Below are 15785 nucleotides of genomic sequence, written 5' to 3'. Positions count from 1 at the left end.
GGTCAGGACCCTCCGTCAGCGCCGCACCGCGCTCCGACCTCCTGGAGGACGGTCGCCAGGTGGGTGGTGTCGTGCGCCGAGCGGCCCAGGAAGAGGCCGTCCGGGAGGTGGGCGGCGTGGTCGGCGGTCTTCGCCAGGTGGGGGTAGAGCCCGGGGGCGGCGCTGCCGCCGTACAGGATGCGGGTCGGGCGGTCGGTCAGGTGGGCGCGGACGGCGCCGGTGACGGCGGTGATGTGGGAGGGGGAGGCGGCGGCTGCCGCGCCGATCGCCCAGACCGGTTCGTAGGCCACCACGAGCGGCCGGTGGGCCGGGAACTCGGCCAGGGCGGCGTCCAGTTGGTCGCGTACCCGGTCGGCCGCGGCGGCCGCGGGGCCGGGCCGCTCCTCGCCGACGCAGAGCACCGGGGTCAGGCCGGCCTCGGCGGCGGCCCGGGTCTTGGCGGCGATGACGGCGTCGGTCTCGCCGAAGAGCGCTCGGCGCTCGGCGTGGCCGATCTCCAGGTAGTGGCAGCCGAGTTCGGCCAGCATGGCCGGGGAGACCTCGCCGGTGTACGCCCCGCGCTGGGCGCTGTGGGCGTTCTGCGCGCCGTAGCGGACGGGGGTGCCGGCGAAGAGCTCGGCGGCCAGCGGCAGCAGGGGGAAGGCGGGGAGGACGAAGAGTTCGGCGCCGCCCGTCTCCCCGGCGGCATCGGTCAGCGCGCGCACCCGGTGCAGCCAGTCGCGGCTCTCCGCGTACCCGAGGTGGAGTTTGAGGCTCACGCCGACGAGCCCGGTGTCGATCGCCATGCTCACAGCCTAGGGCACATTCCTAACACGAGGGGTGTTGACTCTGAGGCGACCGCTGTTAGTTTGTCGGGCAATGGTCAGGAAGGAAGCGCCGTGTCCCCCGATGAACCCACCCCCGGTGCCACCGAGTCGCTGAACCCGCAGGCGCGCAAGGACCGCATCCGCGACCGGGTGCTCGAACTGGGATCCGCCCGGATCGAGGACCTGGCCCGCGAGTTGGGGGTCAGTGTGATGACGATCCACCGCGACCTGGACCGGCTGGCCGAGGAGGGCTGGCTGCGCAAGACCCGCGGGGCGGCCACCGCGCAGCAGTCCGTCCTCTTCGAGAGCAACGTCCGCTACCGGACCACCCAGCAGCGGGAGGCCAAGGCGGCGTTGGCCCGTGCGGCCCTGGAGGAGATCGAGCGGGGGCAGGCGGTCCTGCTGGACGACAGCACCACCTCGCTCGCCCTGGCCAGGGAGCTTCCGGGGCACGGGCCGCTGACCGTCATCACCAACTTCCTCGCCGTCGTCAACACGCTGGCCGGGCAGCCGGGCATCGAGCTGATCTCGGCGGGGGGCAGCTACGACCCGCACTACGACGCCTTCCAGGGGATGGCGACCTGCGACCACATCAGGCCGCTGCGTGCCGACACGGTCTTCGTCTCGACCTCGGCGGTCGCCGACGGCCACTGCTACCACCAGTCGCAGGAGGCGATCCTGGTCAAGCGCGCCATGCTGGCCGCCGCCCAGCGCCGCGTCCTGCTGGTCGACCACACCAAGTTCGGCAAGCGGGCGCTCTACCAGGTGGCGCCGCTGGACGGGTTCGACCTGGTGATCGTCGACGACCGCATCCCGGAGAAGGAGCTGGAGGCGCTGCGCGAGGGCGGCGTCAACGTGCGGTTCGCCGCCCTGAACTGAGCTGACCTGACCTGAGCTGACCTGATCTGACCTGAGTGAGTGCTGAACCCCACCGCGCAAGACCCGACTGCCAACGGAGGTAGTAGTGATCGACGTGCCGAGGAGAATGCAGGCCGTGGTCGTCCACGGGCCGGAGGACTACCGCCTGGAGGAGGTGGACGTCCCGACGCCCGGCCCCGGCGAACTGCTGCTGCGGACCGAGGCGGTGGGCGTCTGCGCCAGCGACCTCAAGTGCTACCACGGCGCCGCCAAGTTCTGGGGCGACGAGAACCGCCCGGCCTGGGCGCAGCGCGGGATCATCCCCGGGCACGAGTTCGTCGGGGTGGTGGTCGGCGGCGACGGGGCCGCGCTGGCCGCGCACCGGGTCGCGGTCGGCGACCGGATCGTCTGCGAGCAGATCGTGCCCTGCGAGGAGTGCCGCTACTGCCGGCGCGGCCAGTACTGGATGTGCGGGCCGCACGACATGTTCGGCTTCCGCAACCACCACGGCGCGATGGCCCAGTACATGCTGGTCCCGCCGAACGCGCGGGCGCACCGGGTCTCGCACGACCTGAAGCCGCATCACGCCGCGTACGCCGAGCCGCTGTCCTGCGCGCTGCACGCTGTGGAGCGCGCCGAGATCACTTTCGAGGACGTCGTGGTGGTCGCCGGCTGCGGACCGATCGGTCTTGGGCTGATAGCCGGCGCCCGGCAGAAGAACCCGCTCAGGCTGATCGCCCTCGACCTGGACGACGACAAGCTGGAACTCGGCCGGAGGACCGGCGCCGACCTCACCCTCAACCCCGCCAAGGAGGACGTGGTCGCCCGGGTCAAGGAGCTCACCGACGGCTACGGCGCCGACGTCTACCTGGAGGGCACCGGGGCCACCGCCGCCGTCGGCCAGGGCCTCAACCTGCTGCGCAAGCTGGGCCGCTACGTCGAGTACTCGGTCTTCGGCTCGGAGGTGACGGTCGACTGGTCGATCATCTCCGACGACAAGGAGCTGGACGTCCGCGGCGCCCACCTCGGCCCGCACTGCTGGCCGGCGGCCATCCAGCTGCTGGAGAACGGCCGGGTGCCGGTGGAGGACATCTGCACCCACCAGTTCCCGCTGAGCGACTTCCAGAAGGCCCTGGACCTGGTCGGCGACACCTCGGGCGCCTCGGTGAAGGTCTCCATCCTGCCGAACGGCCTGTCCGGCCAGGCGGAGGCGGTGGCCCGGTGAGCGCGACGACCGAGAGAACCGCCCCCGCCGGCAGCGCCCTCGACCGGGTGGGCATCCCGCACTCCCTGCGCTGGGGCTTCCTCGCCGTGCTGGTCTTCATGACCGGCAACGGCACCGAGTCCAACTTCATCGCCCCGCACATCCAGAGCGTCCTGCACAGCGACACCGCCACCGCCGGCACCATCATCTCGATGTACGGGGTGGCCGTGCTGGTCGGCAGCTACCTCTCCGGCTCGCTGGCTGACCTCTGGGGACCGCGCCGGGTGATGCAGCTGGGCGCCGCGGTGTGGGTCGTCTTCGAGGTGCTCTTCCTGCTGGCGCTGGGCGCCGGCAGCACGCCGATGGTCTGGGTCACCTACTTCCTGCGCGGCTTCGGCTACCCGCTCTTCGCCTTCTCCTTCCTGGTCTGGGTGAACCTGGTGACGCCGAAGGAGCGCAACGGCGCGGCCGTCGGCTGGTTCTACGTGATGTTCACCGGCGGCCTGCCGACCCTCGGCTCGCTCTTCGCCCTCGGCATGATCCCGGCCTTCGGCGGCGGGACCGGAGGCGAGACCGGTGCGATGGGCGCGTCCATCGCCCTGGTGGTGATCGGCTTCCTGATCGCCCAGTTCGCGGTGCGGGACCCGCGCGGGGACCGGCGGGTGGCCGCGCCGGACAGGTCCACGCTGGAGGTGCTCTCCGCGGGCGTCCGGCTCACCGTGCGCGAGCCGAAGGTGCTGATGGGCTTCCTGGTCCGGCTGATCAACACGGCCCCGCAGTACGGGATGTTCATCATCCTGCCCGCAGTGATCTCCGACGACCGCGGTTGGGGCCAGAGCCGCTGGCTGACCATGACGGTTCTGGTCTACGCGACGAACATCCTGGTCAACGCGCTCTTCGGCGCTGTCGGCGACCGCTGGGGCTGGCGGCGGACGGTGCAGTGGTTCGGTGTCTTCGGCTCCTCGGTCGGACTGCTGGCCTGGTGGTACGTGCCGCAACTGGTGCCGGCCGGGTCCACCTGGGGGTTCTGGGTGTCGGTGGTGGCGGGCTGCGTCTTCGGCTGCCTGCTGGCCGGGTTCGTGCCGATGGGCGCGATCATGCCGGCGCTGGCACCGGAGTCCAAGGGCGCGGCGATGGCGATGTACACCACCGCCGCCGGCGGCGCCTCGTTCCTCGGCTCCGCGGTGGTCGCCGTGGTGCTCGGCCTCGGGCTGGGCAATGCGGGGGTCGTGTGGGCGTTCGTCGTGCTGTACGGCGCCGCCTTCGTCATGGTGTCCTTCCTCGAAGTGCGGCAGGGCGAGAGCGCTGCCGAGCGGGAGCGGGGCCGGGCTATGGCGGCCCGGTGACCCGGTGGCGGACGTCCTGTAGTCGTGTGGTGTAGGGAGGGACTCTCGTGACCAGAATCTTCGACGACCCGGCGGACTTCGCCGACGACCAGCTCGCCGGCTTCCTCGACCTGTACGCCGACCGCCTCCGCGGGGCGCCGGGCGGCGTGGTCGCCCACCGCGGCGAGCGGGCGCAGGTGGCGGTCGTGATCGGCGGCGGCTCCGGTCACTACCCGGCCTTCTGCGGCACGGTGGGGCCGGGGATGGCGAGCGGCGCGGTGGTGGGCAACGTCTTCACCTCGCCCTCGGCGGCCCAGGTCTACTCGGTGGCGAAGGCCGCCGACCAGGGCCTGGGCGTCGTCCTCAGCTTCGGCAACTACGCCGGGGACGTCCTCAACTTCCGGATCGCCGCGGAACGGCTGCGCGCGGAGGGGATCGACTGCCGGATCGTGGTCGTCACCGACGACCTGGCCTCCGCCGAGGAGGAGGACCGGCGCCGCGGCATCGCCGGCGACTTCACCGTCTTCAAGGTGATGGGCGCGGCGGCGGCCGAGGGCCTCGGCCTGGACGAGGTGGAGCGCCTCGGCCGGGCCGCCAACGCGGCCACCCGCAGCCTGGGCGTGGCCTTCGCGGGCTGCACCCTGCCCGGCGCCGGACAGCCGCTGTTCGAGGTGCCCGAGGGGCATCTGGGCCTCGGCCTCGGCATCCATGGCGAGCCCGGCATCGAGGAGGTGCCGGTGCCGAGCGCGGGCGGGCTGGCCGAACTGCTGGTGGAACGGATCCTGGCGGCCGCGCCCGCGGGGGCCGGCCGCCGGGTCGGCGCGATCCTCAACGGCCTGGGCGCGACCAAGTACGAGGAGCTCTTCCTCCTCTGGGGCCGGGTCTCCGCCGAGCTGCGGCGGCGCGGGATCGAGCTGGTGGACCCGGAGGTGGGGGAGCTGGTGACCAGCCTCGACATGGGCGGCTGCTCGCTCACCCTGATCTGGCTGGACGAGGAGCTGGAGCCGCGTTGGCGCGCCGACGCCTACACCCCGGCCTTCCGCAAGTCCCGCGCCCCGCTCGCCGGGCTGCGTACGGCCGAAGGGCCCGCGGGGGCCGCGGCCGCCGCCACCGTCCCCGAAGCCTCCGCGGCCGCACGGCAGTTGGCGCAGCGGGTACGGGAGGCGCTGGCCGCCGTCCACCGCACCATGCTGGAGCACGAGGAGCGGCTCGGCCGGATCGACGCGGTCGCCGGCGACGGGGACCACGGGCGCGGGATGGTCCGCGGCTCCCAGTTCGCCGCCGCCCGGGCCGAGGAGGTCGCCGCGGCCGGGGCCGGCGCCGGCTGGCTGCTCCAGCAGGCCGGCCAGTCCTGGGCCGAGCACGCCGGCGGCACCTCCGGTGTGCTGTGGGGCGCGGCGCTGGAGTCCTTCGGGCGCGCCCTCGACGACCGTGCCGAGTCGTACACGGCGGCCGAAGTCGCCGCTGGGGTAAGGGCGTTCGCCGACGCGGTGAGCGGTCTCGGGCAGGCCTCGCCGGGCGACAAGACGATGCTGGACGCGCTGCTCCCGTTCGCCGACGCGCTGAGCCGGGCCACCGACGGCGGCACCGGGCTCGGGGCGGCCTGGCGCTCGGCGGCCGAGGAGGCGACCCTCGCCGCCGAGGCGACCAGCGGGCTGCGGCCCCGCATCGGCCGGGCCCGGCCGCTCGCGGACCGGAGCCTGGGCACCCCCGACGCGGGCGCGGTCTCGCTGGCCCTGATCGCCACGGCGGTGGGCGAGCTGCTGGCCGCACCGGCGGGGCGGGCCGTGCCGGGCGGCCGGCTGGAACCGGGCCGCCCGTCCGAACCGAGCAGGGAGGAGGTGGGAACGGCATGACGGACCGGCTGCGCATCGTCGTGGGCTGCGACGACGCCGGATTCGAGTACAAGGAGCGGCTCAAGGCGGACTTCGAGGCCGACGACCGGGTGGCCGCGGTGCTGGACGTCGGCGTCGGCGCGGAGGAGGCGACCGCCTACCCGCACATCGGGGTGGCCGCCGCCCGGCTGATCGCCGAGGGCCGGGCCGACCGCGCCCTGCTGGTCTGCGGCACCGGCCTCGGGGTGGCGATCTCCGCCAACAAGGTGCCCGGGATCCGCGCGGTCACCGCGCACGACGCGTACTCCGTGGAGCGCTCGGTGAAGAGCAACGACGCCCAGGTGCTGTGCATGGGCCAGCGGGTGGTCGGCCTGGAGCTGGCCCGCAAGCTCGCCGCCGAGTGGCTGGACCACCGCTTCGACCCGGGGAGTTCCTCGGCGGCGAAGGTGGCGGCGCTGAGTCGCTACGAGACGGGGGCCGGCGGGGAGTGCTGAGCGCCGAACCGCGCCCGGCCAGGGGGTTCCCCGGCCGGGCGCGGCTCCCGCGGCCTGAGGCGGCGTGCCTCAGGCGGTGGGCCTCAGCAGCTCATCGTCCAGGTGTGGGAGGCGCCCTGGTCGTTGGCGGCCGCGTTGTAGCCGACCTCCTCGCCCGGGGAGAGGCAGATGGTGACGTGGCCGAGGAGTTCCCGGCCGGAGTAGACCTTGACGTGGTCCTTCACCCCCGGGCCGGAGATCCCGTGGTCGGCCCAGGACGAGTCGTGCCACGCCATGTCGCCCTCCCACCAGTGGTCGTCGCCGCTGTGCTCGATCTTCAGGCCGGTGAAGTTCGCGTCGGTCCAGACGCAGAAGTTCCCGCTGCCGCAGTCCGCCGCCGGTGCGGAGGTGGAGGTGGCGAGGACGGCGCCGGCCGAGAGGAGCGAGGCGGTGAGGAGGGCGACGAACCGCCGGGCGGCGGTCGAGGGCGGCTTCTTCAGGTTCATCGGGACGGTGTTCCTTTCGTGGGACGGTAGGTGCTGAGCAGGTCGACCGCGGCCGTGACGGCGTGGGCGCGCATCCGGCGCCAGTCGGCGAGATCCGCGCGGTGCCGGGCGCGTACCGCGGCGATCGGGAGTCGGGCCCGGACGGCTTCGGGCCCGAGGTTGTCGACGACCACGGAGGTGCGGAACCAGCGCCGCTGGTCCCCGTACAACCGCCGCTGGGCCTCGGCGAGGCAGCCGTCGCTGTGGGTGCGGACGACGAACCCGGTGGGCAGCCGGACGGAGAGCTGGGCCGGCCCGGTCCCGAACAGGGCTTCCGAGACGCGCCGTTGCTCGGCGGGGGGCGGCGGACTGCGGTCCGGCCGGGGCGCGGGAAGACCCCGGCGGCTGAGGCAGTCGTCGGTGAGGACCTGGGTGGCGGCCTTGATGAGGTCGTCGGGGGAGAGGCGCTGGACGGGCGCCCGGGCGCAGCCGCTCAGCAGCGCCGCCACCAGGAGCAGCACCGGCAGGGCGGTGGCCGTCTTGTGCGGAGACATCGCGTGCGACTCAGCCCGCCGCGCACCCCATCGTGGTGTCGCTGACCCCGTCGAACTTCCCCGCCCACTCCCAGTTGTCGGAGTAGTCGTCCGGGTAGATCGCCCGGTACAGGCACTGTCCGCCCGGCTGGTAGCTGATCGCGTAGACGGTCACGGAGGCGTGCGAGTCGTAGGACCCCGCGGAGCGCTTCACCCGCGGGTCGGCCTCCTTGTACCCGGGCGGGGAGTAGTCCCAGGCGGCGCCCATCTGGCCGGGCCTGGGCCAGAAGTACACATGTCCGGCCGGCACGGAGGGCATCCGCACGCTGCGTACCCGGTCCGTGTTGTGGGCGGCGGCCGGCTGGGCCGCGGCGACGACCGGCTGGGCCAGCCCGAACAGGGCAGCAGCGATCGCGAGTTGACGCTTGTTCAAGGCAGGGCCCTCCGAAGGTGACGCACGGTGACCGCACCGTGCAGGGTCACGATCCCCAGCGGCGGGGGCGATATGCGCGGAAACGGGTGATTCACCCGCGCGGGCGAACCGGCCGCCGCGCTCCGGTGTGAGAGCTTGGACGGCATGAACCGGTTGGCTGATGAGACCTCGCCCTATCTGCTGCAGCACGCCGAGAACCCGGTGGACTGGTGGCCCTGGTCGCCGGAGGCGTTCGAGGAGGCCCGGCGCAGGGACGTGCCGGTGCTGCTCAGCGTCGGCTACGCCGCCTGCCACTGGTGCCATGTGATGGCGCACGAGTCCTTCGAGGACCCGGAGACCGCGGAGCTGGTCAACGAGCGGTTCGTGGCGGTGAAGGTGGACCGCGAGGAGCGGCCGGACGTGGACGCCGTCTACATGGAGGCGGTGCAGGCGGCGACCGGGCAGGGCGGCTGGCCGATGACGGTCTTCCTGACGCCGGACCGGGAGCCGTTCTACTTCGGCACCTACTACCCGCCGGAGCCCCGGCACGGCATGCCGTCCTTCCGGCAGGTGCTGCTCGGGGTGTCCACCGCCTGGCAGGACCGCCGGGAGGAGGTCGGCGACGTCGCCGGCCGGATCGTCGCCGACCTGGCCGGGCGCGGCCTCGGCGCGGTCGCCGAGGGCCAGACCCCGCCCGGCGAGGTCGAGTTGAGGGCCGCGCTGCGCGGCCTCTCCCAGGAGTACGACACCGCTTGGGGCGGGTTCGGCGGCGCCCCGAAGTTCCCGCCGTCCATGGTGCTGGAGTTCCTCCTCCGCGAGGGCGGCCCGGCCGCGATGGACATGGCGCGCGGCACCTGCTCGGCGATGGCCCGCGGCGGCGTCTACGACCAGCTGGGCGGCGGCTTCGCCCGCTACTCCGTGGACGCCGGCTGGGTGGTGCCGCACTTCGAGAAGATGCTCTACGACAACGCGCTGCTGCTGCGGGCCTACCTCCACCTGTGGCGGGCCGACGGCGACCGGCTGGCCTGCCGGGTCGCCGAGGAGACCGGGGACTTCCTGATCCGCGAACTCCGCACCGAGCAGGGCGGGTTCGCCTCCGCGCTGGACGCGGACAGCGACGGCCGGGAGGGCGCGTTCTACGTCTGGACGCCGGAGCAGCTGGCCGAGGTGCTCGGCGCGGAGGACGGCCGACGCGCCGCCGAGCTCTTCGGGGTGACGGCGGAGGGCACCTTCGAGGAGGGCGCCTCGGTCCTCCAGCTTCCGCGGGACGCCGAGGACCCGTCCTGGTTCGAGGGCACGCGGGAGCGGCTGCGCGCCGCGCGGGAGCGGCGTACCCGCCCGGCGCGGGACGACAAGGTGGTCGCGGCCTGGAACGGCCTGGCGATCGCCGCCCTGGCCGAGGCCGGCGCGCTGCTGGACCGCCCGGACTTCGTGGAGGCCGCCAAGGCCGCCGCCGACCTGCTGGTGGCGCTGCACTTCACCGAGGACGGCCGGCTGCTGCGCACCTCCCGGGACGGCCGGGTCGGGGCGAACGCCGGGGTGCTGGAGGACTACGGCGACGTGGCCGAGGGCTTCCTCGCCCTCTACTCGGTGACCGGCGAGACCGCCTGGCTGACGCTGGCCGGCCGGCTGCTCGACACGGTCCTCGGCCATTTCGTCGACGAGGCGTCAGGGGCCCTGTACGACACGGCCGACGACGCCGAGCAGCTGATCCGCCGCCCGCAGGACCCGACCGACAACGCGACCCCGTCCGGCTGGACGGCCGCGGCCGGGGCGCTGCTGACCTACGCGGCCTACACCGGCGGCGCCGCCTACCGGACCGCCGCCGAGCGGGCGCTCGGCGTGGTCTCCGCGCTGGCCGGGCGCGCCCCCCGGTTCATCGGCTGGGGGCTGGCGGTGGCCGCCGCGTACGCGGACGGCCCGCGCGAGGTCGCGATCGTCGGCGCGGAGGGCGACGCCGGGCGGGAGGCGCTGCGCGCGGTGGCGCTGGCGGCGGCGGGCGCGCCGGGAGCGGCGATCGCGGTCGGCCTCCCGGCCGCCGACGCGGGCGCGGACGGGGACGCGGACGAGGACGGGGACGCGGCCGAGGTGCCGCTGCTGGCCGGCCGGCCGCTGGTGGACGGCCGGGCGGCGGCGTACGTCTGCCGGGGCTTCACCTGCGAGCTGCCGGTGACCTCGCCGGACGAGCTGCGGGAGCGGCTGGCCGCCGGGAAGTGACGCGACGCCAGGCCGGCCCGGCTTGCTCGCCCGCCCGCCCGGCTTGCTCGCCCGCCCGGCCCGCCCGACCGGCTAGCCCGGCCCGCCAGCCAGGTCGCCGGGCGGGGCGAAAAGCAGGTGCCCGGCGGCCCCGGGCCGGGCCAGAATCGACCATGGCCTGGGAGATCCTTGAGGACGCCGAACGCTTCCGCGGCGCCGCGGCCGGCTACCTCCACGCCCGCCCGGCGCTCTGCACCCTGCTCCTGACGGTCAGCGAGGCGGTCCGCGGCAACGGCGGGGCCAACCCGTGGGGCCCGCGGCCCGCCTGGTTCGGCGTCTACCGGGACGGCGGCGGCCGGGTGCTGGGCGGCGCGCTGCGAACGCCGCCGCACGGGGTGGTCCTCGGCCCGGGACCGGCCGAGGCAGCGGCGGAGCTGGCCGGTCTGCGCCCGTGCGACACCGTGACCGGAGCCCCGGAGCTCGCGGCGGCGTACGCGGAGGCCCGCGGCGGTGAGTGGAGGGTGCGGCAGGAGCAGCGGCTGTACCGGCTGGGCGAGTTGACGCCCCAGCGGCCGGCCCCGAAGGGCTCCGCCCGGCTCGCCGCGGAGGCGGACGCCCCGCTGCTGGCCCGCTGGGCGGCCGAGTTCACCGCCGAGGCGCACGGCGGCGACCCACTGGCCGACCCCGAGGGGTGGGCCGGCAGGCGGATCGGCTCCGGCCTGCTGACCGTGTGGCAGGTCGACGGGGAGCCGGTCTGCTTCGCCGGGCGGTCGCAGGTCGTCGCCGGGCAGGCGCGGATCGCCCCCGTGTACACGCCCGCCGGGCTGCGCGGCCGCGGCTACGCCGGAGCGGCGACCGCCGCGGCCTCCCGCTCCGCCCTGGACGCCGGCGCGGAGGAGGTGCTGCTCTTCACCGACCTGGCCAACCCCACCAGCAACGCCCTCTACCAGCGGCTCGGCTACCGGCCGATCGCCGATCAGCGGAGACTGGTCCGGCGCGGGAACTGACGTTCTGTCCGCAGTGGTCGGCGCCCGCTACATGGCGATCAGCGAGACGCCCACGAACTGCGCGGCGAACGCCCCCAGCGTGCAGAGGTGGAAGACCTCGTGGAAGCCGAACCACTTCGGGGACGGGTTCGGCCGCTTCAGCGCGTAGACCACGCCGCCCAGGCTGTACAGCAGCCCGCCGACGACGATCAGGGTCACCACCGCCGCCCCGCCGTACCGCGCGAACTGCGGCAGGAAGAACACCGCGGCCCAGCCGAGCGCCAGATAGCAGGGCGTGTAGAGCCATCGCGGAGCGCCCAGCCACAGCGTCCGGAAGGCGATCCCGAGCAGCGCGCCGGACCACACCACCGACAGCAGCACGGCCCGCGAGGTCCCGTGCAGCAGCAGCACCGTGAACGGTGTGTAGGTGCCGGCGATGATCAGGAAGATGTTGGCGTGGTCGAGCCGGCGGAGCACCGCCGCCGCTCGCGCGCCCCAGTGGCCTCGGTGGTAGACGGCGCTGACGCCGAAGAGGAGACAGGCCGTCAGGACGTAGACGGCGCAGGAGAGCCGGGCCCGCGCGGAGTCCGCGAGGGCGATCAGCACGATGCCGGCGGCGAGCGAGGCCGGGAACATCCCGGCATGCAGCCACCCGCGCAGATGCGGCTTCAGCGGCGGATCCGGCGGGTAGGCGCCGGACACGGGAAGGGACTGGACGGTCATACCCCACGACCCTACCTACGGAATCGTAGGTTACCCATAAGTACAACGTGGTGCTGCTCACCCGGGCGGCCTGGCGATCCGGGTGCCGACGGACAAACCGTTCACTCGACCGCGCTGTCCATCAGGGGCGGTATGTCGCTTTAGCGGTGAGAGAGATACGATCCGCGCAACCCTCAAACACCGACGCCGGATCAGAGTCGATCCGGCGTGAAACGGAGCGATCGTCGTGCCGAACGAGAACTCTGCCCATGCCGCCGTGCCCGCCACGGCCGAGCTTGCTACGCCTCCCACGACGCACCCGCGTCTGGTGGCCTGGGTGAACGAGATCGCGGAGCTCACCCAGCCCGACCGGATCGAGTGGTGCGACGGCTCGGAGGCCGAGTACCAGCGCCTGTGCGAACTGCTGGTCCAGCAGGGCACCTTCAAGAGGCTCAACCCCGAGAAACGCGTCAACTCCTACTACGCCGCCTCGGATCCGACGGATGTGGCCCGCGTCGAGGACCGGACCTTCATCTGCTCGGAGCGCGAGGAGGACGCCGGGCCGACCAACAACTGGAAGCACCCGGAGGAGATGCGCGGCATCTTCCGCGAGATCTTCCAGGGCTCCATGCGCGGCCGGACGATGTACGTCGTCCCGTTCAGCATGGGCCCCGTCGGCTCCCCGCTGGCCGCCTGCGGCGTCGAGATCACCGACTCCGCGTACGTCGCGGTCTCGATGCGCACCATGACCCGGATGGGCCGGGCGGTCCTCGACCACCTCGGCGAGGACGGGGAGTTCGTCAAGGCGGTGCACAGCGTCGGCGCCCCGCTGGAGCCCGGCCAGGCCGACGTGCCGTGGCCGTGCAACCCCACCAAGTGGATCTCGCACTTCCCGGAGTCCCGGGAGATCTGGTCCTACGGCTCCGGCTACGGCGGCAACGCCCTGCTCGGCAAGAAGTGCTACGCCCTGCGGATCGCCTCGACCATGGCCCGCGACGAGGGCTGGCTGGCCGAGCACATGCTGGTGCTCAAGCTGACCCCGCCAGGGGGGTCCGAGCCCCGCTACGTGGCCGCCGCCTTCCCGTCCGCCTGCGGCAAGACCAACCTGGCCATGCTGCAGCCGACCGTCCCCGGCTGGAAGGTCGAGACGATCGGCGACGACATCGCCTGGATGCGCTTCGGCGAGGACGGCCGGCTCTACGCCATCAACCCGGAGGCCGGCTTCTTCGGCGTGGCGCCCGGCACCGGCCGGGACACCAACGCCAACGCGATCGAGACCCTCTGGGGCAACGCCGTCTTCACCAACGTCGCGCTGACCGAGGACGGCGACGTCTGGTGGGAGGGCATGACCGACGAGAAGCCGGCCCGGCTCACCGACTGGCGCGGCAACGAGTGGACCCCGGAGTCCGAGACCCCGGCCGCCCACCCGAACGCGCGCTTCACCGTGCCGGCCGCCCAGTGCCCGACCATCGCCCCCGAGTGGGAGGACCCGGCGGGTGTGCCGATCTCGGCGATCCTCTTCGGCGGCCGGCGGGCCTCGGCGGTGCCGCTGGTCACCGAGTCCTTCGACTGGCAGCACGGGGTCTTCCTGGGCGCCAACGTGGCCAGCGAGAAGACGGCCGCGGCCGAGGGCAAGGTCGGCGAGCTGCGCCGGGACCCGTTCGCGATGCTGCCGTTCTGCGGCTACAACATGGGCGACTACTTCGCCCACTGGCTGCGGCTGGGCGCGTCGGCGGACCCGGACAAGCTGCCGAAGATCTACTACGTCAACTGGTTCCGGAAGAACGCCGACGGCGAGTTCGTCTGGCCGGGTTTCGGCGAGAACAGCCGGGTGCTGAAGTGGATCGTCGAGCGGCTCGAGGGCATCGCCCAGGGTGAGAAGACGCCGATCGGGATCCTCCCGGCGGAGGACTCGCTGGACCTCAAGGGGCTTGGGCTGTCCCGCGCGGACCTCGAACTCCTGCTGAGCGTGGACCGCGAGGTGTGGAAGGAAGAGGCGTCCCTCATCCCCGAGCACCTGGAGAGGTTCGGCGCGCACACCCCGGCCGAGCTGTGGGACGAGTACAACCGCCTGGTCGAGCGCCTGGGCTGACGCGGACTACGCGCTGCGCCGCACTCGGCAGCGGTCACCGGGTCGCCCCGGTTCCGTTGCCGAGTGGGGCGCGATCACGCGCGCTGCGCGCCGCGCGCGTGGGCGTCCATGCGGTCGCAGGCCAGCTTCGCGGTGGTGGTGTCCTGGCGGGCCGCGGCCACGACCAGGACGCGTGCGGCCAGGTCGTGGGCGTGGCCGTGCAGCGCCGAGGCACCCCCACCGGCGGGACGGCTGTCCCTGGCCGGCGGGCCGGCCGGCCCCAGCTCGGCCAGGCGCGACTCCAACCGCCCTATCGCAGCCGTCAGTTCGGGGTCACCGGTGATCTCCTGGAGGCGGCGCGTCGCGGACAGCAGCGCGCTGAGGTGGCCGGCCAGCTGCCGGCCGAGGGAGTCCGGGCCCGGCTCGGCGACGGCGACGGTCGCAGGACCGACGACGTGGGTGCTGCTGTGCACGGACTTGTGGCGGATGGGCTCGTACATGGCTGACCTCCTTGGGTCATCCGGTGCGGCCCAGCCTACTTTAGACGACGTCTAAAGTTAAAGCGATTCGCGCCTGCTGCTCCCGTTGCGCCCGCTGATCCGGCCGCGCCCGTTGATCCGGCCGCGCCCGCCGCTACGGCTGCGTGTAGCCCTGGAGGAAGGAGCCGATCCGGGTGACCGCGTCCGCCAGCTCCTCCGCGCGCGGCAGGGTGACGATCCGGAAGTGGTCCGGTTCCGGCCAGTTGAAGCCGGTGCCCTGCACCACCAGGATCCGCTCGGCGCGCAGCAGGTCGAAGACGAACTGCTGGTCGTCCTTGATCTTGTAGACGGCCGGATCGATCCGCGGGAACGCGTACAGCGCGCCCTTCGGCTTCACGCAGGAGATCCCGGGGATCTCGTTGAGCAGCTTCCAGGTGGTGTCCCGCTGATCGCGCAGCCGGCCGCCCGGCAGGATCAGGTCCCGGATCGACTGCCGCCCGCCGAGCGCCGCCGCCACCGCGTGCTGGGCCGGCATGTTGGCGCAGAGCCGCATGTTGGCCAGGATCGTCAGGCCTTCGATATAGCTGGACGCGTGGTCCTTCCGGCCGGAGAGGGTCATCCAGCCGGAGCGGAAGCCGGCCACCCGGTAGGCCTTGGAGAGGCCGTTGAAGGTGACGCAGAGGAGGTCGGGGGCGAGCGAGGCGGTCGGGACGTGCACCGCGTCGTCGTAGAGGATCTTGTCGTAGATCTCGTCGGAGTAGACGATCAGGTCGTGCCGGCGGGCGATCTCGACGATCCCGCGCAGCACCTCCTCCGGGTAGACCGCTCCGGTCGGGTTGTTCGGGTTGATCACCACGATGCCGCGGGTGCGGTCGGTGACCTTCGCCTCGATGTCGGCCAGGTCCGGGTACCAGTCGGCCTGCTCGTCGCAGCGGTAGTGCACGGCGGTGCCGCCGGCCAGCGACACCGAGGCGGTCCACAGCGGGTAGTCCGGCGCGGGGACGAGCACCTCGTCGCCGTCGTCCAGCAGCGCCTGCATGGCCATCTGGATCAGCTCGGAGACGCCGTTGCCGAGGTAGACGTCGTCCACGTCCAGGCCCTGCAGTCCGCGCTCCTCGTAGTGCATCACCACCGCGCGGCGGGCCGAGAGGAGCCCCTTGGAGTCCCCGTAGCCGTGGGCCGAGGCGAGGTTGCGCATGATGTCCTGAAGGACCTCGGGCGGTGCCTCGAAGCCGAACGGCGCCGGGTTACCGGTGTTCAGCTTGAGGATCTGGTGGCCCGCCGCCTCGAGCCGCATCGCCTCGTCCAGCACCGGACCGCGGATGTCGTAACAGACGTTGGCGAGTTTGGACGACTGGATCACCTGCATGCGTATGTACTTTACGGGCTGGTCACACTGAGTGCTGAGGGATCCTCCCCG

Annotated in this window: 15 protein-coding genes; 8 read left to right on the top strand and 7 right to left on the bottom strand. The window is 73.2% G+C overall.

Annotated elements, in window-relative coordinates; all coding sequences use genetic code 11:
• Window positions 1-2: 2 nt before the first annotated feature.
• Complete coding sequence (locus BS73_RS16890; RefSeq protein WP_037573390.1) at window positions 3-785, bottom strand: triose-phosphate isomerase family protein; 783 nt, start codon at window positions 783-785, stop codon at window positions 3-5.
• A 93-nt stretch (window positions 786-878) separates the two neighbouring features.
• Between BS73_RS16890 and BS73_RS16885 the strand changes: the two genes are divergently transcribed.
• The 5 genes from BS73_RS16885 (at window position 879) to BS73_RS16865 (ending at window position 6522) form a co-directional block, all read left to right on the top strand.
• Complete coding sequence (locus BS73_RS16885) at window positions 879-1685, top strand: DeoR/GlpR family DNA-binding transcription regulator (RefSeq protein ID WP_084704133.1); 807 nt, start codon at window positions 879-881, stop codon at window positions 1683-1685.
• 85 nt (window positions 1686-1770) lie between these two features.
• On the top strand, window positions 1771-2889 hold the full coding sequence (locus BS73_RS16880; protein ID WP_322987271.1) for an alcohol dehydrogenase catalytic domain-containing protein: 1119 nt from the start codon (window positions 1771-1773) through the stop codon (window positions 2887-2889).
• The gene (locus BS73_RS16875; RefSeq protein WP_152617630.1) at window positions 2886-4214 is read left to right on the top strand and encodes an MFS transporter; all 1329 of its coding nucleotides are present in this window, start codon (window positions 2886-2888) and stop codon (window positions 4212-4214) included. Before BS73_RS16880 ends, BS73_RS16875 begins: the two co-directional genes overlap by 4 nt.
• 47 nt (window positions 4215-4261) lie before the next feature.
• Window positions 4262-6049 carry a dihydroxyacetone kinase family protein gene (locus BS73_RS16870; RefSeq protein ID WP_084704132.1) on the top strand — a complete coding sequence of 596 codons (1788 nt, stop codon included), beginning with the start codon at window positions 4262-4264 and terminating at the stop codon, window positions 6047-6049.
• On the top strand, window positions 6046-6522 hold the full coding sequence (locus tag BS73_RS16865) for a ribose-5-phosphate isomerase (RefSeq protein ID WP_037573381.1): 477 nt from the start codon (window positions 6046-6048) through the stop codon (window positions 6520-6522). Before BS73_RS16870 ends, BS73_RS16865 begins: the two co-directional genes overlap by 4 nt.
• A gap of 83 nt (window positions 6523-6605) precedes the next feature.
• Here BS73_RS16865 and BS73_RS16860 read toward each other — a convergent pair whose 3' ends face one another.
• The 3 genes from BS73_RS16860 to BS73_RS16850 are packed head-to-tail and all read right to left on the bottom strand — an operon-like array spanning window position 6606 to window position 7952.
• Window positions 6606-7007: a peptidase inhibitor family I36 protein gene (locus BS73_RS16860; protein ID WP_037573378.1), complete on the bottom strand. Its 402-nt coding sequence runs from the start codon at window positions 7005-7007 to the stop codon at window positions 6606-6608.
• Window positions 7004-7540, bottom strand: coding sequence for a hypothetical protein (locus BS73_RS16855; protein WP_037573376.1), 537 nt, complete (start codon window positions 7538-7540; stop codon window positions 7004-7006). Before BS73_RS16855 ends, BS73_RS16860 begins: the two co-directional genes overlap by 4 nt.
• A 10-nt stretch (window positions 7541-7550) precedes the next feature.
• The gene (locus tag BS73_RS16850) at window positions 7551-7952 is read right to left on the bottom strand and encodes a hypothetical protein (RefSeq protein ID WP_037573375.1); all 402 of its coding nucleotides are present in this window, start codon (window positions 7950-7952) and stop codon (window positions 7551-7553) included.
• A 144-nt stretch (window positions 7953-8096) separates the two neighbouring features.
• On the opposite strand from BS73_RS16850, the gene BS73_RS16845 reads away from it, so the two are divergent.
• Window positions 8097-10148, top strand: a complete 2052-nt coding sequence (locus BS73_RS16845) for a thioredoxin domain-containing protein (RefSeq protein WP_037573373.1) — start codon at window positions 8097-8099, stop codon at window positions 10146-10148.
• Window positions 10149-10300: 152 nt separating this feature from the next.
• On the top strand, window positions 10301-11134 hold the full coding sequence (locus BS73_RS16840; protein WP_037573371.1) for a GNAT family N-acetyltransferase: 834 nt from the start codon (window positions 10301-10303) through the stop codon (window positions 11132-11134).
• 27 nt (window positions 11135-11161) lie between these two features.
• Here BS73_RS16840 and trhA read toward each other — a convergent pair whose 3' ends face one another.
• A complete protein-coding gene (gene trhA, locus BS73_RS16835; RefSeq protein ID WP_051940024.1) occupies window positions 11162-11836 on the bottom strand; it encodes a PAQR family membrane homeostasis protein TrhA in 675 nt (224 codons plus the stop codon).
• 256 nt (window positions 11837-12092) lie between these two features.
• Here trhA and BS73_RS16830 point away from each other — a divergent pair, with 256 nt between their 5' ends.
• Window positions 12093-13907 (top strand): phosphoenolpyruvate carboxykinase (GTP), encoded by a 1815-nt coding sequence (locus BS73_RS16830; protein WP_037579920.1) that lies wholly within the window; start codon window positions 12093-12095, stop codon window positions 13905-13907.
• 74 nt (window positions 13908-13981) lie between these two features.
• On the opposite strand, the gene BS73_RS16825 is transcribed toward BS73_RS16830, so the two are convergent.
• Together BS73_RS16825 and BS73_RS16820 are read right to left on the bottom strand one after the other, a co-directional pair.
• Window positions 13982-14386 carry an SCO4983 family protein gene (locus BS73_RS16825; protein WP_037573369.1) on the bottom strand — a complete coding sequence of 135 codons (405 nt, stop codon included), beginning with the start codon at window positions 14384-14386 and terminating at the stop codon, window positions 13982-13984.
• A 133-nt stretch (window positions 14387-14519) separates the two neighbouring features.
• Complete coding sequence (locus tag BS73_RS16820; RefSeq protein WP_037573367.1) at window positions 14520-15734, bottom strand: pyridoxal phosphate-dependent aminotransferase; 1215 nt, start codon at window positions 15732-15734, stop codon at window positions 14520-14522.
• Window positions 15735-15785 lie beyond the last annotated feature (51 nt).

Origin of the sequence: Phaeacidiphilus oryzae TH49 (assembly GCF_000744815.1) — a bacterium.
Taxonomy (GTDB): Bacteria; Actinomycetota; Actinomycetes; order Streptomycetales; family Streptomycetaceae; genus Phaeacidiphilus; species Phaeacidiphilus oryzae.
Note: the sequence above shows the minus strand (reverse complement) of the source record. Positions and strands in the feature narration are given on the sequence as shown.